Origin of the sequence: Streptomyces sp. NRRL F-525, from assembly GCF_000716605.1 — a bacterium.
In the GTDB taxonomy this organism is placed as follows: Bacteria; Actinomycetota; Actinomycetes; order Streptomycetales; family Streptomycetaceae; genus Streptomyces.
This window is the reverse complement of the sequence record NZ_JNXE01000001.1, coordinates 393,910-410,566: the sequence shown is the minus strand read 5'-3', so window position 1 is coordinate 410,566 and position 16,657 is coordinate 393,910. Positions and strand designations below refer to the sequence as shown.

The following is a 16,657-nucleotide window of genomic DNA, read 5'->3' as shown; positions in this document are numbered from 1 at the left end:
CCGCAGGGCTCGGGGGCGCACTCGCGCGAGTGCTTCGGATACTCACCGTGACCGGGTCGTACGCACTGGTGCTCGACGGCCCCGGCGGGCAGACTGCACCGGAGCGGGACGAACGTCCTGAACGGGGGCGCACACTGGATCACCAGATGCCTGGACCAAGGGGGCGGGGAAGCATGGCGGAGCCGGAGTTCACGGCCACGGGCGTGCGGATCGGGAAGCGGCTGCGGTCGCTGACCCGGGCCGGACAGGTCCGGATCAATGACGGCAGGCTTGAGTTGCTCACCAGTTACGGCAGCGAGATCGACAGCGCGCCGGTGCAGGCGGTGCGTGCGTCGAAGCCGTGGTTCGCGCCTGAGGATCGGGCGTTGGCCGACCTCAACGGCAACAGGTATCTGTTGACCCTCGGCGAGCATGACCCAGCGCCCGGGCAGCCGGGGCCGCCTGCGGCACGGCGGTTCATCGAGGCTGTGCGGAAGGCGGCGGGGCGGGGCGGGTGAGCGGTGGGGGCGAGCAGTGTGGGCTAGGTCTGCGGTGGGGTGGCCGATCCGTGGGCGCTCCGTTCGGTGGAGCAACTCCGCAGCGCCATGCAGCAGCCCGTGCGTGCCGGAAAGCCGATCGCCGCGGAGCGTCGTATCCACGCCATTGATGAGCAATGACCGGCCGCGAGTTGCGGGACCGCGGCCCCTGAGTCACTCTGGTCTCACGTCACTCTGGGTTTACCGGCGATAACGCTGCGAACCAGCCCGCCGGACACAACAGCAGGCGGCCGTTTCTCCGACCACCTCGCTGGATCCGAACTCCGTGTTCTTCCGGACCTCAGTCGGGGAGTCGCAGCCGTGATCAGTCACCCAAGCAGGCACTGCACGGTGGAGCTCCAAGCCCTGCCGTCGCGGATCGGCCAGGTCCGCAGAATCGTATCTGCGCAATTGCGCTACTGGCATCTGGACCCTCTGATCGACCGGGCCGCGCTCGGTGTGACAGAGCTTCTGACCAACGTCCACCGGCACGCGCAGCCGGACAAGACGTGCGTCGTCGAGATCGAGCTGCTGCTGGACCAGCTCATGGTCTCGGTGCGCGATCGCGATCCCCGGCTTCCGGTGGTGGGCGACATCGACGAGGTTTCGCCTACGGCCACTTGTGGGCGGGGGCTCGCGATGGTCGCCGCGGTGAGCGAGAACTGGGGGGTGCGGGCGGACGGTGAGTCCGGGAAGGTCGTGTGGTTCACGCTGACCGCGCCCTCGTCCGCCACGGCTGCGCCGGCTCGTCCGCCGCGTCGTACGGCCGCGGAGAAAACCGCGCACCGGTTCGTCACCGAGGTCGAGCACCCGGTCGACGGCCACCGGCCCCAACACGCTCCCGCCCGGTCCGCCGTTGCCGGTTGATCGGGCGGTGATTCGTTATGGGTTGCGGGGGGGGGAGAGTCGGTCACGGACGGGACATCTAAGTCAGTCTTGAGACAACGACACCCAGGCCTGCGTTCAGACAACGACTTACCTGGGCCGGTATCGAGAACTCGCCATACCTGAACCGGTGTTGAAAACGCACCCCGCGCGCACCTCTTTTGGTTCGGTCGCCTTCGGGGCGCTGGGAGCCGGTGTTGAGAGCCCCACCGTGCTCGGCGCTGCGCGCCTCCGCGCGCTGGGGCTCTCAACACCGGCGCGCCCCTACGGCTCCCTCTCGGCCGTCCACGTGGGGACAGTTGGACTTGGTGGGCCCGCAGCGCTGGTGATGGATGACGCCGTTCGCTTCTCTAGCGGCGTTTGGTCATTCGGTGGCGATCGCCCGCAGTACGTCCAGCCGGGCCGCTCGGCGTGCCGGGCGCAGGCCCGCAAGGGCGCCTGCGGCTACGCCCACCAGGGCCACCACTACGAGTTGGACCGGTGGGAGTGCGAAGGCGAAGGCGCTGTCGCTCGCGCCGTCCGAGGCCTTGACCAGGACCCAGCCCAGGAAGGCGCCCAGGGAGAGGCCGCCGAGCGTGCCGAAGGCCGCCACCAGGACCGACTCCCAGCGGACCATCGCCCGGAGTTGGGAACGGGTCTGGCCTACCGCCCTCAACAGGCCCAGTTCGCGGGTGCGTTCGTGGATCGCCAGGGTGAGGGTGTTGGCGATGCCCAGGAGTGCGATGAGGACGGCGAGGGCGAGCAGTGCGTAGACGAGGGTCAGCATCATGTCGATGCCGCCGGCTGAGGACTGCGCGTACTCGTGGCGGGTCTGGACTTGGGGGTTGCCGTAGTGGGCGGCGGCTTTCTGGACTGCCGCCTTGCCTTTGGCCGTGCTCACGCCGGTCTTGAAGGAGACGGCGACCAGGGTGTCGGAGTCCTGGGTGCGGTGTGGGGCCCAGGCTGCGCGGGTGATGACGTAGTCACCGGCCAGTTCGGACTCGCCGTAGACCGCTCGGACCGTGAAGGTCTGCTTCTTGCCGTCGGTGAAGGCCAGTTGGGCCTTGCTGCCGGTGGTCAGGTGTTGGCGGTCGGCCTCTGCTTTGGTGATGGCGATGCCGTCCGTGCCTAGGGAGTTCAGGGAGCCGTGGACCGTGCCCAGGTCGAAGGTGCGGGACAGGGCGGTGGGGTCTGTCACTGTCAGCGCCCGTCCCTTTCCGTCTACTTCGGCTACGCCCCGGCCCAGTCCCACTGCCGTGTCCACCTCGGGCAACTTGCCGATCGCTCCGGCGAGTTGGGGGCTCAGGCCGCTGCCTCCCGCGCCGAAGGACGGGGTGCTCACGGCCACGTCACCGGCGAAGGAGCGGGACACCGTCTGGTCCATCGTCGCCTTCAACGAGGCCCCGAACACGGTGAACAGGGACACCACGGCCACGCCGATCATCAGCGCGCTCGCGGTCGCGGCCGTACGGCGGGGGCTGCGCAGGGCGTTGCGGCGGGCGAGGCCACCTGTGACGCCGCGCACGCGGTCGAGGGGGCTGCCCAGGATGCTGACCGCCGTGGTGGAAGCTACCGGGCCGAGGACCACGAAGGCGACCAGGGCCAGTACCGCCCCAAGTCCCGCCAGCAGCAGGGACGGTGAGATGAGTACGCCGGTGAGGGTGGCACCGATCGCGAGGGCGGCGAGGGCCATTCCCGTCACCGCGCGGACCGGGGACGCGCCTGACTGGTCCACGGCCGTCTCGCGCAGGGCCGCCAGGGGTGCGGTGCGGCCCGCTCGTACCGCCGGCATGAGTGCGGAGCCCAGGCAGACGATGATGCCGACTGCGAGGGGGAGGGTCATGGAGAGTGTGCGGATCACCAAGTCGCCCCCAGGGAAAGGGAATCCGATCGCCGGGAACAGCATCTTCAGGCCGGCCGCGATGCCGATGCCGCCCGCCAGTCCGGCGGCCGACGCGGTCACGGCTACGACGGTCGCCTCGGTGACCGTGGCCGCGGTGACCTGGCGGCGGGAGGCGCCGAGGGCCCTCAACAGGGCGTTCTCCCGGGCGCGTTGGGCGATGACGATCGCGAACGTGTTGTGGATGGAGAAGGTCGCGACCAGGAGGGCGATGCCGGAGAAGACCAGGAGGAACGTGGTGAAGATGGTCAGGAACTGGGACGAGATCATGTCCGTGTTCTCCTGCGCCGACTGCTGACCCGTGATCGCCTCAACTCCCTTGGGGAGGACGGGAGTCAGGCGGTCGACCAGTGATTGTTGGCTTACGCCCGGGCCTGCCCTTACCTGGATGGTCGCCGCCTCGCCCGGCTTCGCGGTGAGGTACTTCTCGGCGTCGGACTGGGTCATGCCTGTGAAGGTCACCTGGGCCATGCCGTCCTCGCCGCCGAAGGTCGCGAGGCCGACGACGGTCACCTTGACGGGGTCGGGGGTGCGCAGTGTTGTCGTGTCGCCGATCTTCAGCTGGCCCTTGTCGGCGGCACCCCGGTTGATGACAACCTCGCCCGGCCTGGCCGGAGTTCGACCCTCGGCGAGTCGGTACGGGTTGAGTTGCGGGTCGGTGATCCAGTTGCCGGCGAGGGTGGGCGGGCCCTTGCCGCCGATGGCCTCGCCGTTGGCGCCGACGAGTTGGCCCGCGCCCTGGATGTTCGGGGCGGCGGCCGCCACGCCGGGGACCTGGTCGATGGCCTTCACCAGGGCCGTGGGCACCGGTTGCCGAACTCCCTGGCTCTCGCCCGGTGTTGTGATGGCGTCGGCGCTGCGGACCACCGCGTCCGTGCCGCTGGTCGCGTCGCCGAACATGGTGTCGAAGTTGGCGCGCAGGGTGTCGCCCATGACGAGGGTCCCGGCCAGGAAGGCCACCCCGAGGAACACGGCGAGGAACGTACCGGCGAAGCGCCTTTTGTGGGCCCGCAGGGAGGACATGCTCAGGCGTACGGACGCGTTCACGACCTCACCTCCTCGAATGCCTTCAGGCGGTCCAGGACCTTGTCGGCCGTGGGGGCCCGCATGCGGTCGACGAGGTGTCCGTCCGCGAGGAAGACGACCTCGTCGGCGTGGGCGGCCGCTACCGGGTCGTGGGTGACCATCACGACCGTGCGGTCGGTCTGTTGTACGGCTCGGCGGAGCAGGCCGAGGACCTCGCCGCCGGAGCGGGAGTCGAGGTTGCCGGTCGGCTCGTCGGCGAAGACGACCTCGGGGCGGCCCGCGAACGCCCTTGCCACGGCGACGCGTTGCTGTTGGCCGCCCGAGAGTTCGGAGGGGCGGTGGTGGAGGCGGTCGCCCAGGCCTACGACGTCGACGAGTGCGTCGATCCAGTCCTGGTCGCCGCTTGTTCCGGCGAGGGCCAGGGGCAGGGTGATGTTCTCCGCGACGGTCAGCGTCGGCACCAGGTTGAACGCCTGGAAGACGAAGCCGACGCGGTCGCGGCGCAGGAGGGTCAGGCGTCGGTCGTCGAGGGAGCCCAGTTCCGTGTCGCCGATGTAGGCCGAGCCGGAGGTGAGCGTGTCGAGACCTGCCGCGCAGTGCATCAGGGTGGACTTGCCGGAGCCCGAGGGGCCCATGATCGCGGTGAAGCGGCCGGCCGGGAAGTCGACGCTCACCCCGTCCAGGGCGCGTACGGCGGTGTCGCCGACGCCGTAGACCTTGACGGCGTTGACGACCCGCGCGGCCGTGCGGGTGGTGGTCGCGGTGGTCATGCCGGGCCGCCCTTGCCGGCGGTGCGGCCGAACTGCTCGTCCAGGACGGACAGGCGGCGCCAGTACTCGTCCTCGTCGATCTCGCCGGAGGCGAAACGGCGGCCAAGGACGGCGAGCGGGGAGTCGCCGGTGGGGCGGGTGTCGGCCATCGCGCGCCACGGTCCGCCGCGCCCGATCCCCCGGCCGCGCCAGACGGTGCGGCGCAGGACGGTCACCACGCCGACCACCATGGCCGCCCAGATCAGCGGGAGGAACAGGATCCACGGGCCGGGGCCGCCGCCGTGCCAGTTCGCCAGAGTCTGCATGTCGATTCATCTCCAAGAGGTCCGGAGCCCCGGAGGGGGCTTCCTGTGATCCGGTGACGTCCGGTGATGTATCGAGACTGGCTCGCGGGAGGGGTCCGGGTCGTCGTACGGCCAGCGGCAGTGTGCGTACCTCCCGGGGAGTACGCGGGGTCGTTCCGGCTGCTCCGGCCGTCCGTCGATAACCCCTCGACTTCTGTACCTACTAGTATGTACAGTCCTACCATGAGCACCTCGGATCGACTGATCGAGTCCACCCGTGAGCTGTTGTGGGAGCGCGGCTACGTCGGCACCAGCCCCAAGGCGATCCTGGAACGCGCGGGCGCCGGGCAGGGCAGCATGTACCACCACTTCAAGGGCAAACCCGAGCTGGCGCTGGCCGCGATCCGGCGGACCTCCGAGGAGTTGCTGGCTACCGCCGAGGGAGTACTCGACGGGCCCGGCACACCGTACGAACGGATCGAGGCGTATCTGCGGCGCGAGCGGGATGTGCTGCGCGGGTGTCCGGTCGGGCGGCTGACGATGGATCCGGACGTGATCGCCAGCGCCGAGCTGCGCGAGCCGGTCGACGCGACGCTCGACGCGATCCGTGAGCGGCTCGCCGGGATCGTCGAAGAGGGCAAGGAACAGGGGCAGTTCGGGCCGGAGCTGGACGGCGAGGAGATCGCCGCCACCATCCTCGCGACCGTGCAGGGCGGTTACGTGCTCGCCCGCGCGTCCGGGTCTCCGGCCGCCTTCGACGCCGGTGTCCGGGGCCTGCTCTCCCTTCTCTCGCCCATGTCCTCCCGATAGGAGTCCAGGTACGTGCGGATCAACAGGAAGCGCCCCGACACCCGGCAGGGCCCGGCGGAGAACTTCACCGGCACGGTGTGGCTCGACGAACTCGCCGCGCCCGAACCGCCGTCCCGCATAAGGATGTTCAGCGTGCACTTCACGCCGGGCGCGCACACGGCATGGCACACCCACCCGCACGGCCAGGTGCTGCACGTGACGGAGGGCGAGGGTCTGGTGCAGCGCAAGGGCGGTGCCGTCGAGCCGATCCGCGCGGGCGACACCGTCTGGATCGAACCGGACGAGTGGCACTGGCACGGCGCGGCGCCACGCACGTTCATGACGCATCTCGCGGTCGTCGAGGCCGCGGAGGACGGTACGACCGCCTGCTGGTACGAGCATGTCGACGCCGCCGACTACCCTGCCTGAGGGGGCACTTGATGCACGCGATGCAGTACGAACTCACCCTGCCCGCGGACTACGACACGGGCATCATCCGAAGCCGGGTCGCCCGGGTCGGCCAGCTGCTCGACGACTGGGGCGGGCTCGGCCTCAAGACGTTCCTGCTGCGTGAGCGCGGGGTGCACGGATCGCCGGTCAACCAGTACGCGCCCTTCTATCTGTGGAACACGGTCGAGGGCATGAACCGCTTCCTCTGGGGCGGCGCCTTCCAGGGACTCGTCAACGACTTCGGGCGGCCGGAGGTCGCGCAGTGGACGGGTCTCGCCTACGAGGAGGGCGGCGCCGCGGGCTCACCGGCGGCCGTCGCAGTGCGGAGGCGCCAACGGCTGGCGGAGGGTGTGGAGTTGGCCGCGTTCATGGAGGACGCGGTGGGTGAGACCCGGCGGCTGGCCGGGGAGGAGGGCGCGGTGCTCGCGGCGGCGGCCGTCGACCCGCACCGCTGGGAGATCGTCCACTTCTCGCTCTGGGAGGACGAGACGCCGAAGGCGGAGGGGGACGTGTTCCAGGTGCTGCATCTCTCGGCGCCGGGGCGCGGCGAGCTACCGCGAGGTCGGCAGTGGTAAATGCCCTCATCCGTACGGTACTTGGGGATGTGGAGCCGCGGCTGTTGGGCCTGTGCGACGCGCACGACCATCTCTTCATCCGCAGCCCGCAGCTCCCCGGCCAGGAACTGGGCGACGCCTCGGCCGCGCGGGCCGAGCTGAACGCGTTCCGTTCCGTCGGCGGGGGCGGTGTCGTGCAGTGGACGCCGTACGGGCTGGGGCGGCGGGTCGCCGATCTGCCGCTGCTGTCCCGGGCGTCGGGGGTGCACGTGGTCTGCGCGACCGGGTTGCACCAAGCGGCGCACTACAGCCCGGAGTTGCTGGAGAGTCTGCGCGGCGGGCTGGCCGAGGTCTTCGTCTCCGAGCTGACGGAGGGCGTCGGTCCGTCCGGGATCCGCGCCGGGCTCATCAAGGTCGCGGGCGGCTTCCACGGCCTCGACGCGCACGCCCGCTGGACGATGACCGCCGCGGCCGAGGCCCACCGGGCGACGGGCGCGCCGATCGCCGTGCACCTGGAGCTGGGCACGGGCGCACTGGACGTACTCGACCTGCTCTGCGGCGCGTTGGGGGTCGAACCGCACCGGGTGATCCTCGGCCATCTCAACCGCTCCCCCGACCTCGTGGTCCAGCGCCAGGCCGCCGACGCGGGCGCCTATCTGGCGTTCGACGGCCCGTCCCGCGCCCACCACGCCACGGACTGGCGGATGCCGGACGCGGTCCGGGCGCTGGCCGAGGCCGGGTTCGGAGACCGGCTGCTGCTCGGCGGGGACACGGTGGTCGCCGGGGCGCGTTCGGCGGACGGCGGTCCGGGGATGCCGTATCTGCTGCGCCGGGTGGGGCCGCGGCTCGCGGTGGAGCTGGGTGAGGAGTTGGTGGAGCGCGTGTTCAGGGAGAACCCCGCCAGGGCGTTCTCCGTCGAGTGGCGTTGACGGAAATCCCGTGAGGCCGGACTCGCTCTCCCTGGAGGCGGTCGCCGAGGGCTGAGGCGGGCCCGCTATGTTCGACGCGAACATCGAACATGTGGAGCTCGTGTGCAGACGACGACGGTGGAGCCGCCGAGAGCGGCGGAAACGGATGTCGCGGCGTCCGGGTGGCCCCGGTCCTGGCCGCTCATGCTGCTCGGGGCGGCTGTCGTTCCGGGGCTGCTGCTGTTCGTCGTCGGACGGTGGCTGGACGCGCCGGCCGTGCAGGCCTGGCGGACCGTGTGTCTCGCCATCACCACACAGGCGCTGCCCTTCCTGCTGCTCGGCACGGCTCTGTCGGGAGCGATCAACGCGTTCGTGCCGGCGCGGGTGTTCACGAAGGTACTGCCCAAGCGGGCCGCGTTCGCCGTGCCGGTCGCCGGGATGGCCGGGGTCGTGCTGCCGGGGTGTGAGTGCGCGTCGGTGCCGGTCGCGAACAGTCTGATCGGACGCGGGGTCACCCCGGCCGCCGCGTTCGCGTTCCTGCTCTCCGCGCCCGCGATCAACCCGGTCGTTCTCACGGCCACCGCGATCGCGTTCCCCGCCAGCCCGGTCATGGTGCTGGCCCGGCTGCTCGCCTCGCTCGCGACCGCCGTGGTGATGGGCTGGCTGTGGCTCTGGCTGGGGCGCGAGGAGTGGCTGCGGCCGGTCGCGCGGCACACCGGACACCGGCCGGGGCACAGCCGTTTCACCGAGTTCCGCACCGGCTTCCAGCACGACTTCCTGCACGCGGGCGGCTTCCTGGTCGTCGGCGCGATGGCGGCGGCGACCTTCAACGTCGCGGTCCCGCGCTCCGTACTGGACACCTTCGCCGGCTCGCCCTGGCTCTCGGTGCTCTTCCTCGCCGCGCTCGCGATCATCCTCGCGGTCTGCTCCGAGGCCGACGCGTTCGTGGCGTCCTCCCTCACGGGCTTCTCCCCCACAGCCCGGCTCGCTTTCATGGTCGTAGGCCCCATGGTCGACCTCAAACTGATCGCCCTCCAGGCGGGCACGTTCGGCCGGGCCTTCGCGGCTCGCTTCTCCGCCGCCACGACGGTCGTCGCGGTGCTGTCCAGCGCGCTGATCGGAGCCGTACTGCTGTGAGACGCCCCCTCCAGGTGACCCTGCTCGTCCTCAGCGGCCTGGGCCTGCTGCACGCCTCGCTCTTCACCGACCTGTGCCTGCGCTACGTCAAGCCGAGCATGCGCCCGCTGCTCGTCGTGTCCGGGTTCCTGCTGATCCTGCTCGGCATCGCGGAGGCGTGGTCACGGCGGAGACCGGACGAAGGCGACGACCACGCGGGCCACAACCATTCCAAGGTCCCCCGAGTCGCCTGGCTGCTCTTCCTCCCCGCGCTCAGCCTCCTCTTCTACGCCCCGCCCGCCCTCGGCGCCTACACCGCCTCCCGCGCCGCCCCCAAGGCCGTCCCCGTGCAGGACGCCTTCGATCCGCTGCCCGCGACCTCACCGCTGCCGATCACCCTCACCGACTTCACGACCCGCGTGCAGCAGGACCGCAAGCGGGCCATCAAGGGCCGCACCGTCCAGATGACCGGCTTCGTCACGCCCGACAAGGGGTCCGCCTACTGGGACCTGACCCGCATCATGATCTCGTGCTGCGCGGCCGACGCCCAGTCCATCAAGGTGCGGGTCTACGGCATCCCGGCCCTGTCCGCCAACACCTGGGTGACGATCACCGGGACCTGGCACGCGAGCGGAACCCTGGGGACGAGTTCCGCCGTGGCCGCGCTCGACGGCGTCACCGTCGAGAAGGTCGCCAAGCCGGTGAACGCCTACCAGGACGCCCTGCCGTTCGGGGCCCCACACTGAGGCACTAGGCCACCGAGATGTCCACGGAGGGCCGCAGTTTCGCCGCCGCGGCCAGCGCCTCGTGCATGGGGTGGGTGTCGAAGGCCGCCAACAGGGCACCGTCCGCCGGGAGTTCGGCCGCCGGGTAGGCGATCTGCTCGTAGGCCGCCTGGAAGCGCGGGCCCCAACGCCGGGCGCCCAGGCGGGCCGTACGGGAGCAGTTGTCGACCATGTAGGCCACATCGCGGGCGTGCATGTAGGGCAGCAGGGAGTCGACCGCCTCGATGACGGACTCGTTGACGATCTCCGACCAGGGGTGGCCGCGCTCGGCGAACTCGTCGACCTGGGCGGTCATCGTCGCCACGAACACCCCGGCGGTGAACGCCTCGACGGGCAGGGCCCGTTCGGCCCGGCACGCCCGCACCTGCGCCCCGGCCGCCCACATCGGCGATCCACCAATACCGCTCATCTCCCGTGCCCCGAGCCGCCGTTCGGCGAGGACGACGCTGCGCAGCTCGGTGCCGTCGGCGACCTCGTCGTAGATCTCGGCGACGATCTCGCGGGCGGGGCCGTAGGTCGCCGAGTACGCGCGGTCGAAGACCTCGCGCCCTGCCGGGTCCAACTCCTCGCGGACGGCGCGGAGTCCGGCCTGGGAGATGGTGCGGGCGATGGGTCCTGTGACGTTCTCGCAGGAGCGCTCGTACGCGGTCACCGGGTCATCGCCGGTCAGGCGGTAGCGCGTGAAGAGGCTCTCGACGATGCCGTGGACGGCGCCGAGGAGGATGGCGCGTTCGCCGACGATGTCGGAGCGGTACTCGCTCTCCAGGGTGGTACGGAAGGTGTACGGCGACCCGAGCGCGACCGACCAGCCGAGCGCGCGGTCGCCGGCCCTGCCGTCGGGGTCGGCGTGGACGGCGTAACTGCTGTTGATTCCGGCGCCGTTGATCTCGGCGCCCTGTTCGTAGAGCCGGCGCACGGAGTCGCCCATGCCCTTCGGACAGACGGCGATGACTCCGTGCCCGGGCGGGAACTCCCCACCGGTGGCCCGGAGATGACCGAGCAGGAAGCCGTGCGAGAGGCCGATGGTGGCCCCGGGCTTGAGGACCGCGAAGATCTCCTCGTGGTGGGCGGCGAGGGCCGCGTCGGCGATGAGCAGGATCACCAGGTCGCTGTCGGCGGCGACGGCGAGCCAGTCGCCGAGCGAGCCGTCCGCCTCGGTGAAGCCGTGCGCGCGGGCATCCGCCGCCGACGCCGAACCGGGGCGCAGGCCGACGCTCACCCGGATGTCCGTACCGGCGAGGGAGTCGCGCAGGTTGCGCGCCTGGGCCCGACCTTGCGGCCCCCAGCCGATGACGCCGATGCGGCGGACGCCGGCGAAGGCCTGCGGGAGCAGCGGGAAGAGGTGCCGGCCACCGCGCAGGATGGTCTCCGTGCCGCCGGGCACGTCCATCGTTTCGAGAGGGAAGACGGCGGAGGTGTACGTGGTCGAGGTCATGGTGGAGTTGTAGGCTCCCGGCGAGCGTTGCGGCAAGCGCAACCTGTGCAGCGGCCTGTTGCACGAGCTGAAAGGCCCAGGTCACGGCATGCGGGACGACCATCGGGAGCTACGCCTTTTCCTGCATCTGGCGCAGACGCTGAACTTCGGACGGACGAGTCTCGACTGCCATGTCAGCCCCGCGACGCTGACGCGGACCGTGCAACGGCTGGAGGCCGACCTCGGACACCGCCTGTTCGACCGCGGGGCACGCGGGGTCTCCCTGACCGCCGAGGGCCACCGCTTCCGTGAATACGCCGTCCAGTCACTGGAGTTGTGGCGCGCCTACCGCGAGGAGCACCCCGACCCGGCCGAACTCACCGGCAGACTCGCCCTGTTCGCCACGGTGACCGCCTGCCAGGCCCTGCTCCCCGACCTGTTGGCGCCCTTCCGCGCCGCGCACCCTCAGGTACGGCTCGACCTGCGCACCGGCGACGCGGCGGCCGCGCTGGCCCGCCTCGACGAGGGCGAGGTGGACGTGGCGGTCGCGGGCATCCCGACCCGGCTACCCGAATCACTGGTGAGCCGGACGGTCGCGGTGACCGAGTTAGTCCTGGTCACCGCCCACGACCGTCCCGACCCGCATCTCGACGGCCCCTTCGTCCTCCCCCACCGGGGCCTGGTCCGCGAGGCCGCCGACCGCTGGTTCCGCACGCGGGGCACAACACCCGACGTAGCCTGCGAACCGGACGGCCACGAAGGCCTGTTGACCCTGGTCGCCCTAGGCTGCGGCACGGGCGTGGTACCCCGCCTGGTCCTGGACAACAGCGCCGTACGGGAACGCCTGACGGTGATCCCCGCGGACCCACCCCCGGAGCCGTTCCCGATCGGCCTGTGCGTACGGCGAGCGGACTTGCGCCGCCCACTGGTGTCGGCCCTATGGAGCCTCACAGCACCGTAGGCGCCCAAAGGGGCGCGGGGAACTGCGCGCCCAGCCACGACAGCGCCGCAGCAAACAGACGACGCACGCCGCCCCGCTACCCCCAGCGAAGCGCCTAGTCCAGATCAACCGGCCCGTCATTCTTCTTCTCGTCCTTCTTCGCCTGCAACTGAAGCAGGTTCTTGACCTCCTCGCCGGGCCGACGCCCATCGGGGTCCGCCCCGCTGAGGTTCCCCCGCACAGAGTCCAGAATCGTCAGCCCCTGCGAAACAAGCCCCGCGGCGATCTCGCCCAGCCCATCCGCCCCGTTGAGGACGTTGACGTTGGCCCCCGCAAGACCCCCCGCCGCTTCCTTCACGATCTGCGGAAGCTGGTCGATGAGCATCCGGTCCAGCGCGACGCGGTCGTACGACGCCGCCGCCTCCGCCTGGATCTTCATCCGATCCGCCTCGGCGATGGCGAGCAGCTTGATCCGCTGAGCCTCCGCCTCGGCCGGCTTCACGATCTCGGCGACGAGCTGCTGCTGCCGCAACTCGGCCTGGCGCTGCGCCAGTTCGGTCTGCGCGGCCAGCACCTCCTGCTGGGCGTGCGCCTGCGCGAGCGGCCCGGCCTGCGCGGCCTGCGCCTGCGCGCGGTCGACCTCGGCCGAGTACTCGGCCTTGACGACCGCGGTCTGCCGGGCGTACTCGGCCTGGTTACGTGCCGCGACCTGCTCCGCCTCGACGGAGGCCTGCGTGGCCTGGGCCTGGGCGATCTGGGCCTGCCGCTGGATGGCCGCCTTGTGCGGCGCGGACATGGCCTCGATGTAGCCGACCTCGCCGTCGTCGATCGACTGGATCTGCAGCGAGTCCACGATCAGGCCGATCTTCGCCATCTCGACCTTCGATGTGTCCAGCACCTCCGCGGCGAGCTTCTGCCGCTCCGTGACGATCTCCTCGACCGTCATCGAGCCGATGATGGACCGCAGGTGACCTGCGAAGATCCGGCCGGTCAGCACCGACATCTGGTCCTGGTCGGAGAGGAAACGCTGGCCCGCGTTGATGATGCTCTCCGTGTCGTTGCCGACCTTGAACGCGATCACGGCGCGGACGTGCAGCGCGATGCCCTGGCGGGTCACACAGGTCTCGGTGACCTCGGCCTCGCACATCGACAGCGTGAGAAAACGGGTCTTGCGGAAGACCGGCAGCACGAACTTTCCGTGCCCCGTCACCACTCGGAACGGCGCGCCCCCCAGTCCCCGCCTGCCACCCGAGATCAGCATCGCCTCATCGGGGGCGGGAACGCGGTAACCGAACATGTCTTGCTCCTCACTCTGCGCCGGCGGGTTCGCCGTCCAGCGCGTCCAATGGATCCGCCCACTCGATGACGTGCACGGCACGTCGTCCACGGGACTCGATCACGAGCACCCTGGCCCCCGTGGGCAGGGGATCATCCGACCAGGCCAGGAATGTCTCCGAGCCGCCCCGGACCCGCACGAGGATCTCGCCGGGCCCCGCGCTTCCCCGGGTCTCGATGATCACCTCTCCCGTGCATCCGATCACGGGCTCGTCCTGCGGCATCACCGGCCGCCTCCATCCTCTGGCCTTAGGTTTCCGACGATAGACCCACTCGGGTCACGGACCCAACGGGCCCACCACACACCTTTTCCACGGCGTCTTCCAGGCGGCCGCCGGGCGCCCGCGTCCGCTGTCAGGACAGTGCGGCCAGCGGGTCGTCGAGGACCGGCTGCCACGCCAACTCGGCTGCCCCGACCAGGCTGTTGTGATCCAGGGTGCAGGCGAGGATCGGCACGCCCCCGCTCTGCCCCCACAGGCTCCGGTCGGCGACGACCGCGCGCAGCCGGTCCGGGTCGGCGTCGAGGAGCGTGCGGTGCAGTCCGCCGAGGATGATCCGGTCGGGGTTGAGGATGTTCACCAGGCCCGCGAGCCCCAGTCCGAGCCGGTCGATGAGCGCTTCGGCGGCCTTCCGGACGGACGGGTCGTCGTAGTGGTGGCGGATCAGCTCGTTGGACTCCTGGAGCAGGGACACCTCGGGGCCGGGCTCACGGCCTGCGGCGGTGAGGAACGCGAGCGGGTCGGCCTCGACGTCCAGGCAGCCGCGGCTGCCGCAGTAGCAGGGGCGGCCCTCGGGGTTCACGGTGAGGTGCCCGACCTCCAGCGCGAGGCCCGAACTCCCCGTGTGCAGACGCCCGTCGAGCACCAGCGCGCCGCCGACACCCCGGTGCCCGGTCGCCACGCACAGCAGGTCGCGGGCGCCGCGGCCGGCACCGTGCCGGTGTTCGGCGAGTGCGGCGAGGTTGACGTCGTTGCCCGCGAACGCGGGTCCGGTGAGGCCGGCCGCGCGCACGCACTCGGCGAAGATGCGCCGCACGGGGGCGCCTGCGGGCCAGGCCAGGTGGAGGGGGTTGAGGGCCAGGCCCTCGGGCTCGGCTACGGCGGACGGTACGGCGAGTCCGGCGCCTACGCAGCGCCGGCCGGTCTCGCGCAGCAGATCCGCGCCGGCCTCGACGACTGACCCCAGTACCTTCGCGGGGTCGGCGTCCACGGCCTCGCAGCCGGGGGCGGTCGCGACGATCTGGCCGCCCAGGCCTACCAGCGCGGCGCGGAAGCCGTCTGCGTGCACCTGGGCCGCGAGGACGACGGGGCCGTCCTCTGCGAGGGCGAGGCGGTGCGAAGGTCGTCCCTGTGAACCGGCTGCGGCGCCGGGCCTGGCGTCGACCCTGATCAGGCCGAGGGCCTCCAGCTCGGCGGCTACCGCGCCTGCCGTTGCGCGGGTCACGCCCAGTTCGGCGGTGAGTACAGCTCGGGTGGGGGCGCGGCCGGTGTGCACGAGCTCGAGTGCGGGGCCGAGTGCTCCGCGACCCCGGTCCAGTCGTGCCCTTGAGGTGGTTCCATCCCCCGCCGGCCGGGGGTCCGCCTTGCCGCCGCTCATGAGGGCGAGTCTCCCATGATCCGCGGAGAGAACCGATGGAGGTCGAGTTCACAGTGACGGCCGGTGGGGGCTGGTCGCGCAGTTCCCCGCGCCCCTTCAGGGCGCGTCCCACTCCCCCCGTTCAGAAGCCGCTCACTCTCAGCGTCACGTTCAACCTCCCCCTCAGCCCCAACTCCCTTGGCCCCGTGCCCTCGTACACCCTCGGCACCCCGTGATACGCCAGCCTCGACGGCCCCCCGAACACGAACAGGTCGCCGCTTCTCAACTCGACGTCCGTGTACGGCTTCGTGCGGGTCTCGGTGTTGCCGAAGCGGAAGACGCAGGTGTCGCCGAGGCTGAGGGAGACCACGGGGGCGCCGGAGTGTTCGTCGCTGTCGCGGTGCATGCCCATGCGGGCGTCGCCGTCGTAGAAGTTGATCAGGGCGATGTCGTACGACGCCGTCGGTGCCCCCAGTGCGTCGGTGACCGCCCGCTGGGCGAGTTCGTCGAGCCAGGTCGGGAAGGGTTTGACAGGGGTGCCGTCGCCGTCGGTCGCCGTGCGGGAGTAGGCGTACGGGTACCAGTGCCAGCCCAGGCAGACCTGCCGGGCGGTCATCGTGCCGCCGCCGGGGGTGTGGACCGTGCGCAGGCCGGCGGGTGGGCGGGCCCAGGTGCGGCAGGCCTCCAGCAGGTCGCGCTGGTGCTCGGGGTCGAGCCAGTCCGGGAGGTGTACGGCGCCGGGAGCGACCTCCGTCCGGAGCCTCGGGAAGAGTTCGGCGTCCATGCCCGCCATTCTGCCCGGGCCGGCGTCACAGACCGCGGGGAGCCGGCAGTCCGGCCACCTCGCGCGGGAAATAGGTGTCCAGGGCCTCGCCGGCCGCGTAGAGGCGCTGAATGAAGGTGCGGGCCCGGGTCACCGTGGCGGGGTCGGTGTGGCGGACGGCGCCGTTGGGCTCGTCCGCCGGGGAGTAGTCGAGGACGTACACCGCGTCGGTGCCCATCACGCAGAGTTCCGGCAGAGGGCCCTCGGTCTCCTCCCCCGCCACCTCCGCGGCGTCCAGTACGTTGACGCGCTCCCCGTACCCGAACTTGGTGTGGAGGATGGTCAACTCCCACTGGATGTACGGGATGAGCGGGGTCTCGACGACACGGACCCGGTGCATCGCGAAGCCCGCCGCCGCGATCTTGCCGTAGTGCTCCTCGTACTCGGGGCGCAACTCCTCGATCAGGCGCAGGGATTGGTCCCAGTCGCCGTGGCGCAGCGCCTGCCAGCTGGGGAAGTCCCCCTCGTCGTAGCTCTGCATCCGCTCCAGTTTCCAGAAGCCCTCGGCGTCGGTGCGCCAGAAGCGGCGGTCGAAGTCGGCGATGTACGCGTCCTGGTCGAGGTATGTGCCCCCGGTGGCCGGGAACAGGTCTGACATGCGGGGACACC

General features: G+C 71.0%; 18 protein-coding genes. 9 read left to right on the top strand and 9 right to left on the bottom strand.

The features are described from left to right. Window positions 1-173: 173 nt before the first annotated feature. A complete protein-coding gene (locus OO69_RS01845) occupies window positions 174-497 on the top strand; it encodes a hypothetical protein (RefSeq protein ID WP_019058105.1) in 324 nt (107 codons plus the stop codon). 339 nt (window positions 498-836) lie between these two features. Then, window positions 837-1,382: an ATP-binding protein gene (locus OO69_RS01840; RefSeq protein WP_033278522.1), complete on the top strand. Its 546-nt coding sequence runs from the start codon at window positions 837-839 to the stop codon at window positions 1,380-1,382. A gap of 382 nt (window positions 1,383-1,764) precedes the next feature. Here the strand turns inward: OO69_RS01840 and OO69_RS01835 are convergent, their stop codons facing one another. The 3 genes from OO69_RS01835 to OO69_RS01825 are packed head-to-tail and all read right to left on the bottom strand — an operon-like array spanning window position 1,765 to window position 5,380. Continuing rightward, on the bottom strand, window positions 1,765-4,326 hold the full coding sequence (locus OO69_RS01835) for an ABC transporter permease (protein WP_033278521.1): 2,562 nt from the start codon (window positions 4,324-4,326) through the stop codon (window positions 1,765-1,767). Then, complete coding sequence (locus OO69_RS01830; RefSeq protein WP_033278520.1) at window positions 4,323-5,075, bottom strand: ABC transporter ATP-binding protein; 753 nt, start codon at window positions 5,073-5,075, stop codon at window positions 4,323-4,325. Before OO69_RS01830 ends, OO69_RS01835 begins: the two co-directional genes overlap by 4 nt. After that, window positions 5,072-5,380, bottom strand: a complete 309-nt coding sequence (locus tag OO69_RS01825; RefSeq protein WP_033278519.1) for an SHOCT domain-containing protein — start codon at window positions 5,378-5,380, stop codon at window positions 5,072-5,074. Before OO69_RS01825 ends, OO69_RS01830 begins: the two co-directional genes overlap by 4 nt. 222 nt (window positions 5,381-5,602) lie before the next feature. Between OO69_RS01825 and OO69_RS01820 the strand changes: the two genes are divergently transcribed. The 6 genes from OO69_RS01820 to OO69_RS01795 all read left to right on the top strand — a co-directional run bounded on the left by OO69_RS01820 (window position 5,603) and on the right by OO69_RS01795 (window position 9,922). Beyond that, window positions 5,603-6,169, top strand: coding sequence for a TetR/AcrR family transcriptional regulator (locus OO69_RS01820; RefSeq protein WP_199810862.1), 567 nt, complete (start codon window positions 5,603-5,605; stop codon window positions 6,167-6,169). A gap of 12 nt (window positions 6,170-6,181) precedes the next feature. After that, entirely contained in the window at window positions 6,182-6,577 is a 396-nt protein-coding gene (locus OO69_RS01815) for a cupin domain-containing protein (protein WP_033278517.1), read from the top strand. 11 nt (window positions 6,578-6,588) lie between these two features. Then, the gene (locus OO69_RS01810; protein WP_033278516.1) at window positions 6,589-7,173 is read left to right on the top strand and encodes a DUF4865 family protein; all 585 of its coding nucleotides are present in this window, start codon (window positions 6,589-6,591) and stop codon (window positions 7,171-7,173) included. Beyond that, window positions 7,167-8,081, top strand: coding sequence for a phosphotriesterase family protein (locus OO69_RS01805; RefSeq protein ID WP_033278515.1), 915 nt, complete (start codon window positions 7,167-7,169; stop codon window positions 8,079-8,081). Before OO69_RS01810 ends, OO69_RS01805 begins: the two co-directional genes overlap by 7 nt. A 102-nt stretch (window positions 8,082-8,183) precedes the next feature. After that, window positions 8,184-9,197: a permease gene (locus OO69_RS01800; RefSeq protein WP_199810861.1), complete on the top strand. Its 1,014-nt coding sequence runs from the start codon at window positions 8,184-8,186 to the stop codon at window positions 9,195-9,197. Further along, window positions 9,194-9,922 carry a TIGR03943 family putative permease subunit gene (locus OO69_RS01795; protein WP_033278514.1) on the top strand — a complete coding sequence of 243 codons (729 nt, stop codon included), beginning with the start codon at window positions 9,194-9,196 and terminating at the stop codon, window positions 9,920-9,922. The genes OO69_RS01800 and OO69_RS01795 overlap by 4 nt, the downstream gene beginning before the upstream one ends. 4 nt (window positions 9,923-9,926) lie before the next feature. Here the strand turns inward: OO69_RS01795 and OO69_RS01790 are convergent, their stop codons facing one another. Next, the gene (locus OO69_RS01790; RefSeq protein ID WP_033278513.1) at window positions 9,927-11,396 is read right to left on the bottom strand and encodes a ketol-acid reductoisomerase; all 1,470 of its coding nucleotides are present in this window, start codon (window positions 11,394-11,396) and stop codon (window positions 9,927-9,929) included. 88 nt (window positions 11,397-11,484) lie between these two features. Between OO69_RS01790 and ilvY the strand changes: the two genes are divergently transcribed. Next, window positions 11,485-12,336, top strand: coding sequence for an HTH-type transcriptional activator IlvY (gene ilvY, locus OO69_RS01785; protein ID WP_033278512.1), 852 nt, complete (start codon window positions 11,485-11,487; stop codon window positions 12,334-12,336). Window positions 12,337-12,430: 94 nt separating this feature from the next. Here the strand turns inward: ilvY and OO69_RS01780 are convergent, their stop codons facing one another. From OO69_RS01780 to OO69_RS01760, 5 genes are all read right to left on the bottom strand, one after another. After that, window positions 12,431-13,612 (bottom strand): SPFH domain-containing protein, encoded by a 1,182-nt coding sequence (locus OO69_RS01780; RefSeq protein WP_033278511.1) that lies wholly within the window; start codon window positions 13,610-13,612, stop codon window positions 12,431-12,433. 10 nt (window positions 13,613-13,622) lie between these two features. After that, a complete protein-coding gene (locus OO69_RS01775; RefSeq protein ID WP_033278775.1) occupies window positions 13,623-13,874 on the bottom strand; it encodes a hypothetical protein in 252 nt (83 codons plus the stop codon). 130 nt (window positions 13,875-14,004) lie between these two features. Continuing rightward, window positions 14,005-15,246, bottom strand: coding sequence for an ROK family protein (locus OO69_RS01770; protein WP_078652252.1), 1,242 nt, complete (start codon window positions 15,244-15,246; stop codon window positions 14,005-14,007). Between the two features lie 121 nt (window positions 15,247-15,367). Further along, on the bottom strand, window positions 15,368-16,009 hold the full coding sequence (locus tag OO69_RS01765) for an alpha-ketoglutarate-dependent dioxygenase AlkB family protein (RefSeq protein ID WP_033278509.1): 642 nt from the start codon (window positions 16,007-16,009) through the stop codon (window positions 15,368-15,370). 25 nt (window positions 16,010-16,034) lie between these two features. Further along, entirely contained in the window at window positions 16,035-16,646 is a 612-nt protein-coding gene (locus OO69_RS01760) for a DUF6879 family protein (protein ID WP_051800710.1), read from the bottom strand. Window positions 16,647-16,657: the final 11 nt, after the last annotated feature.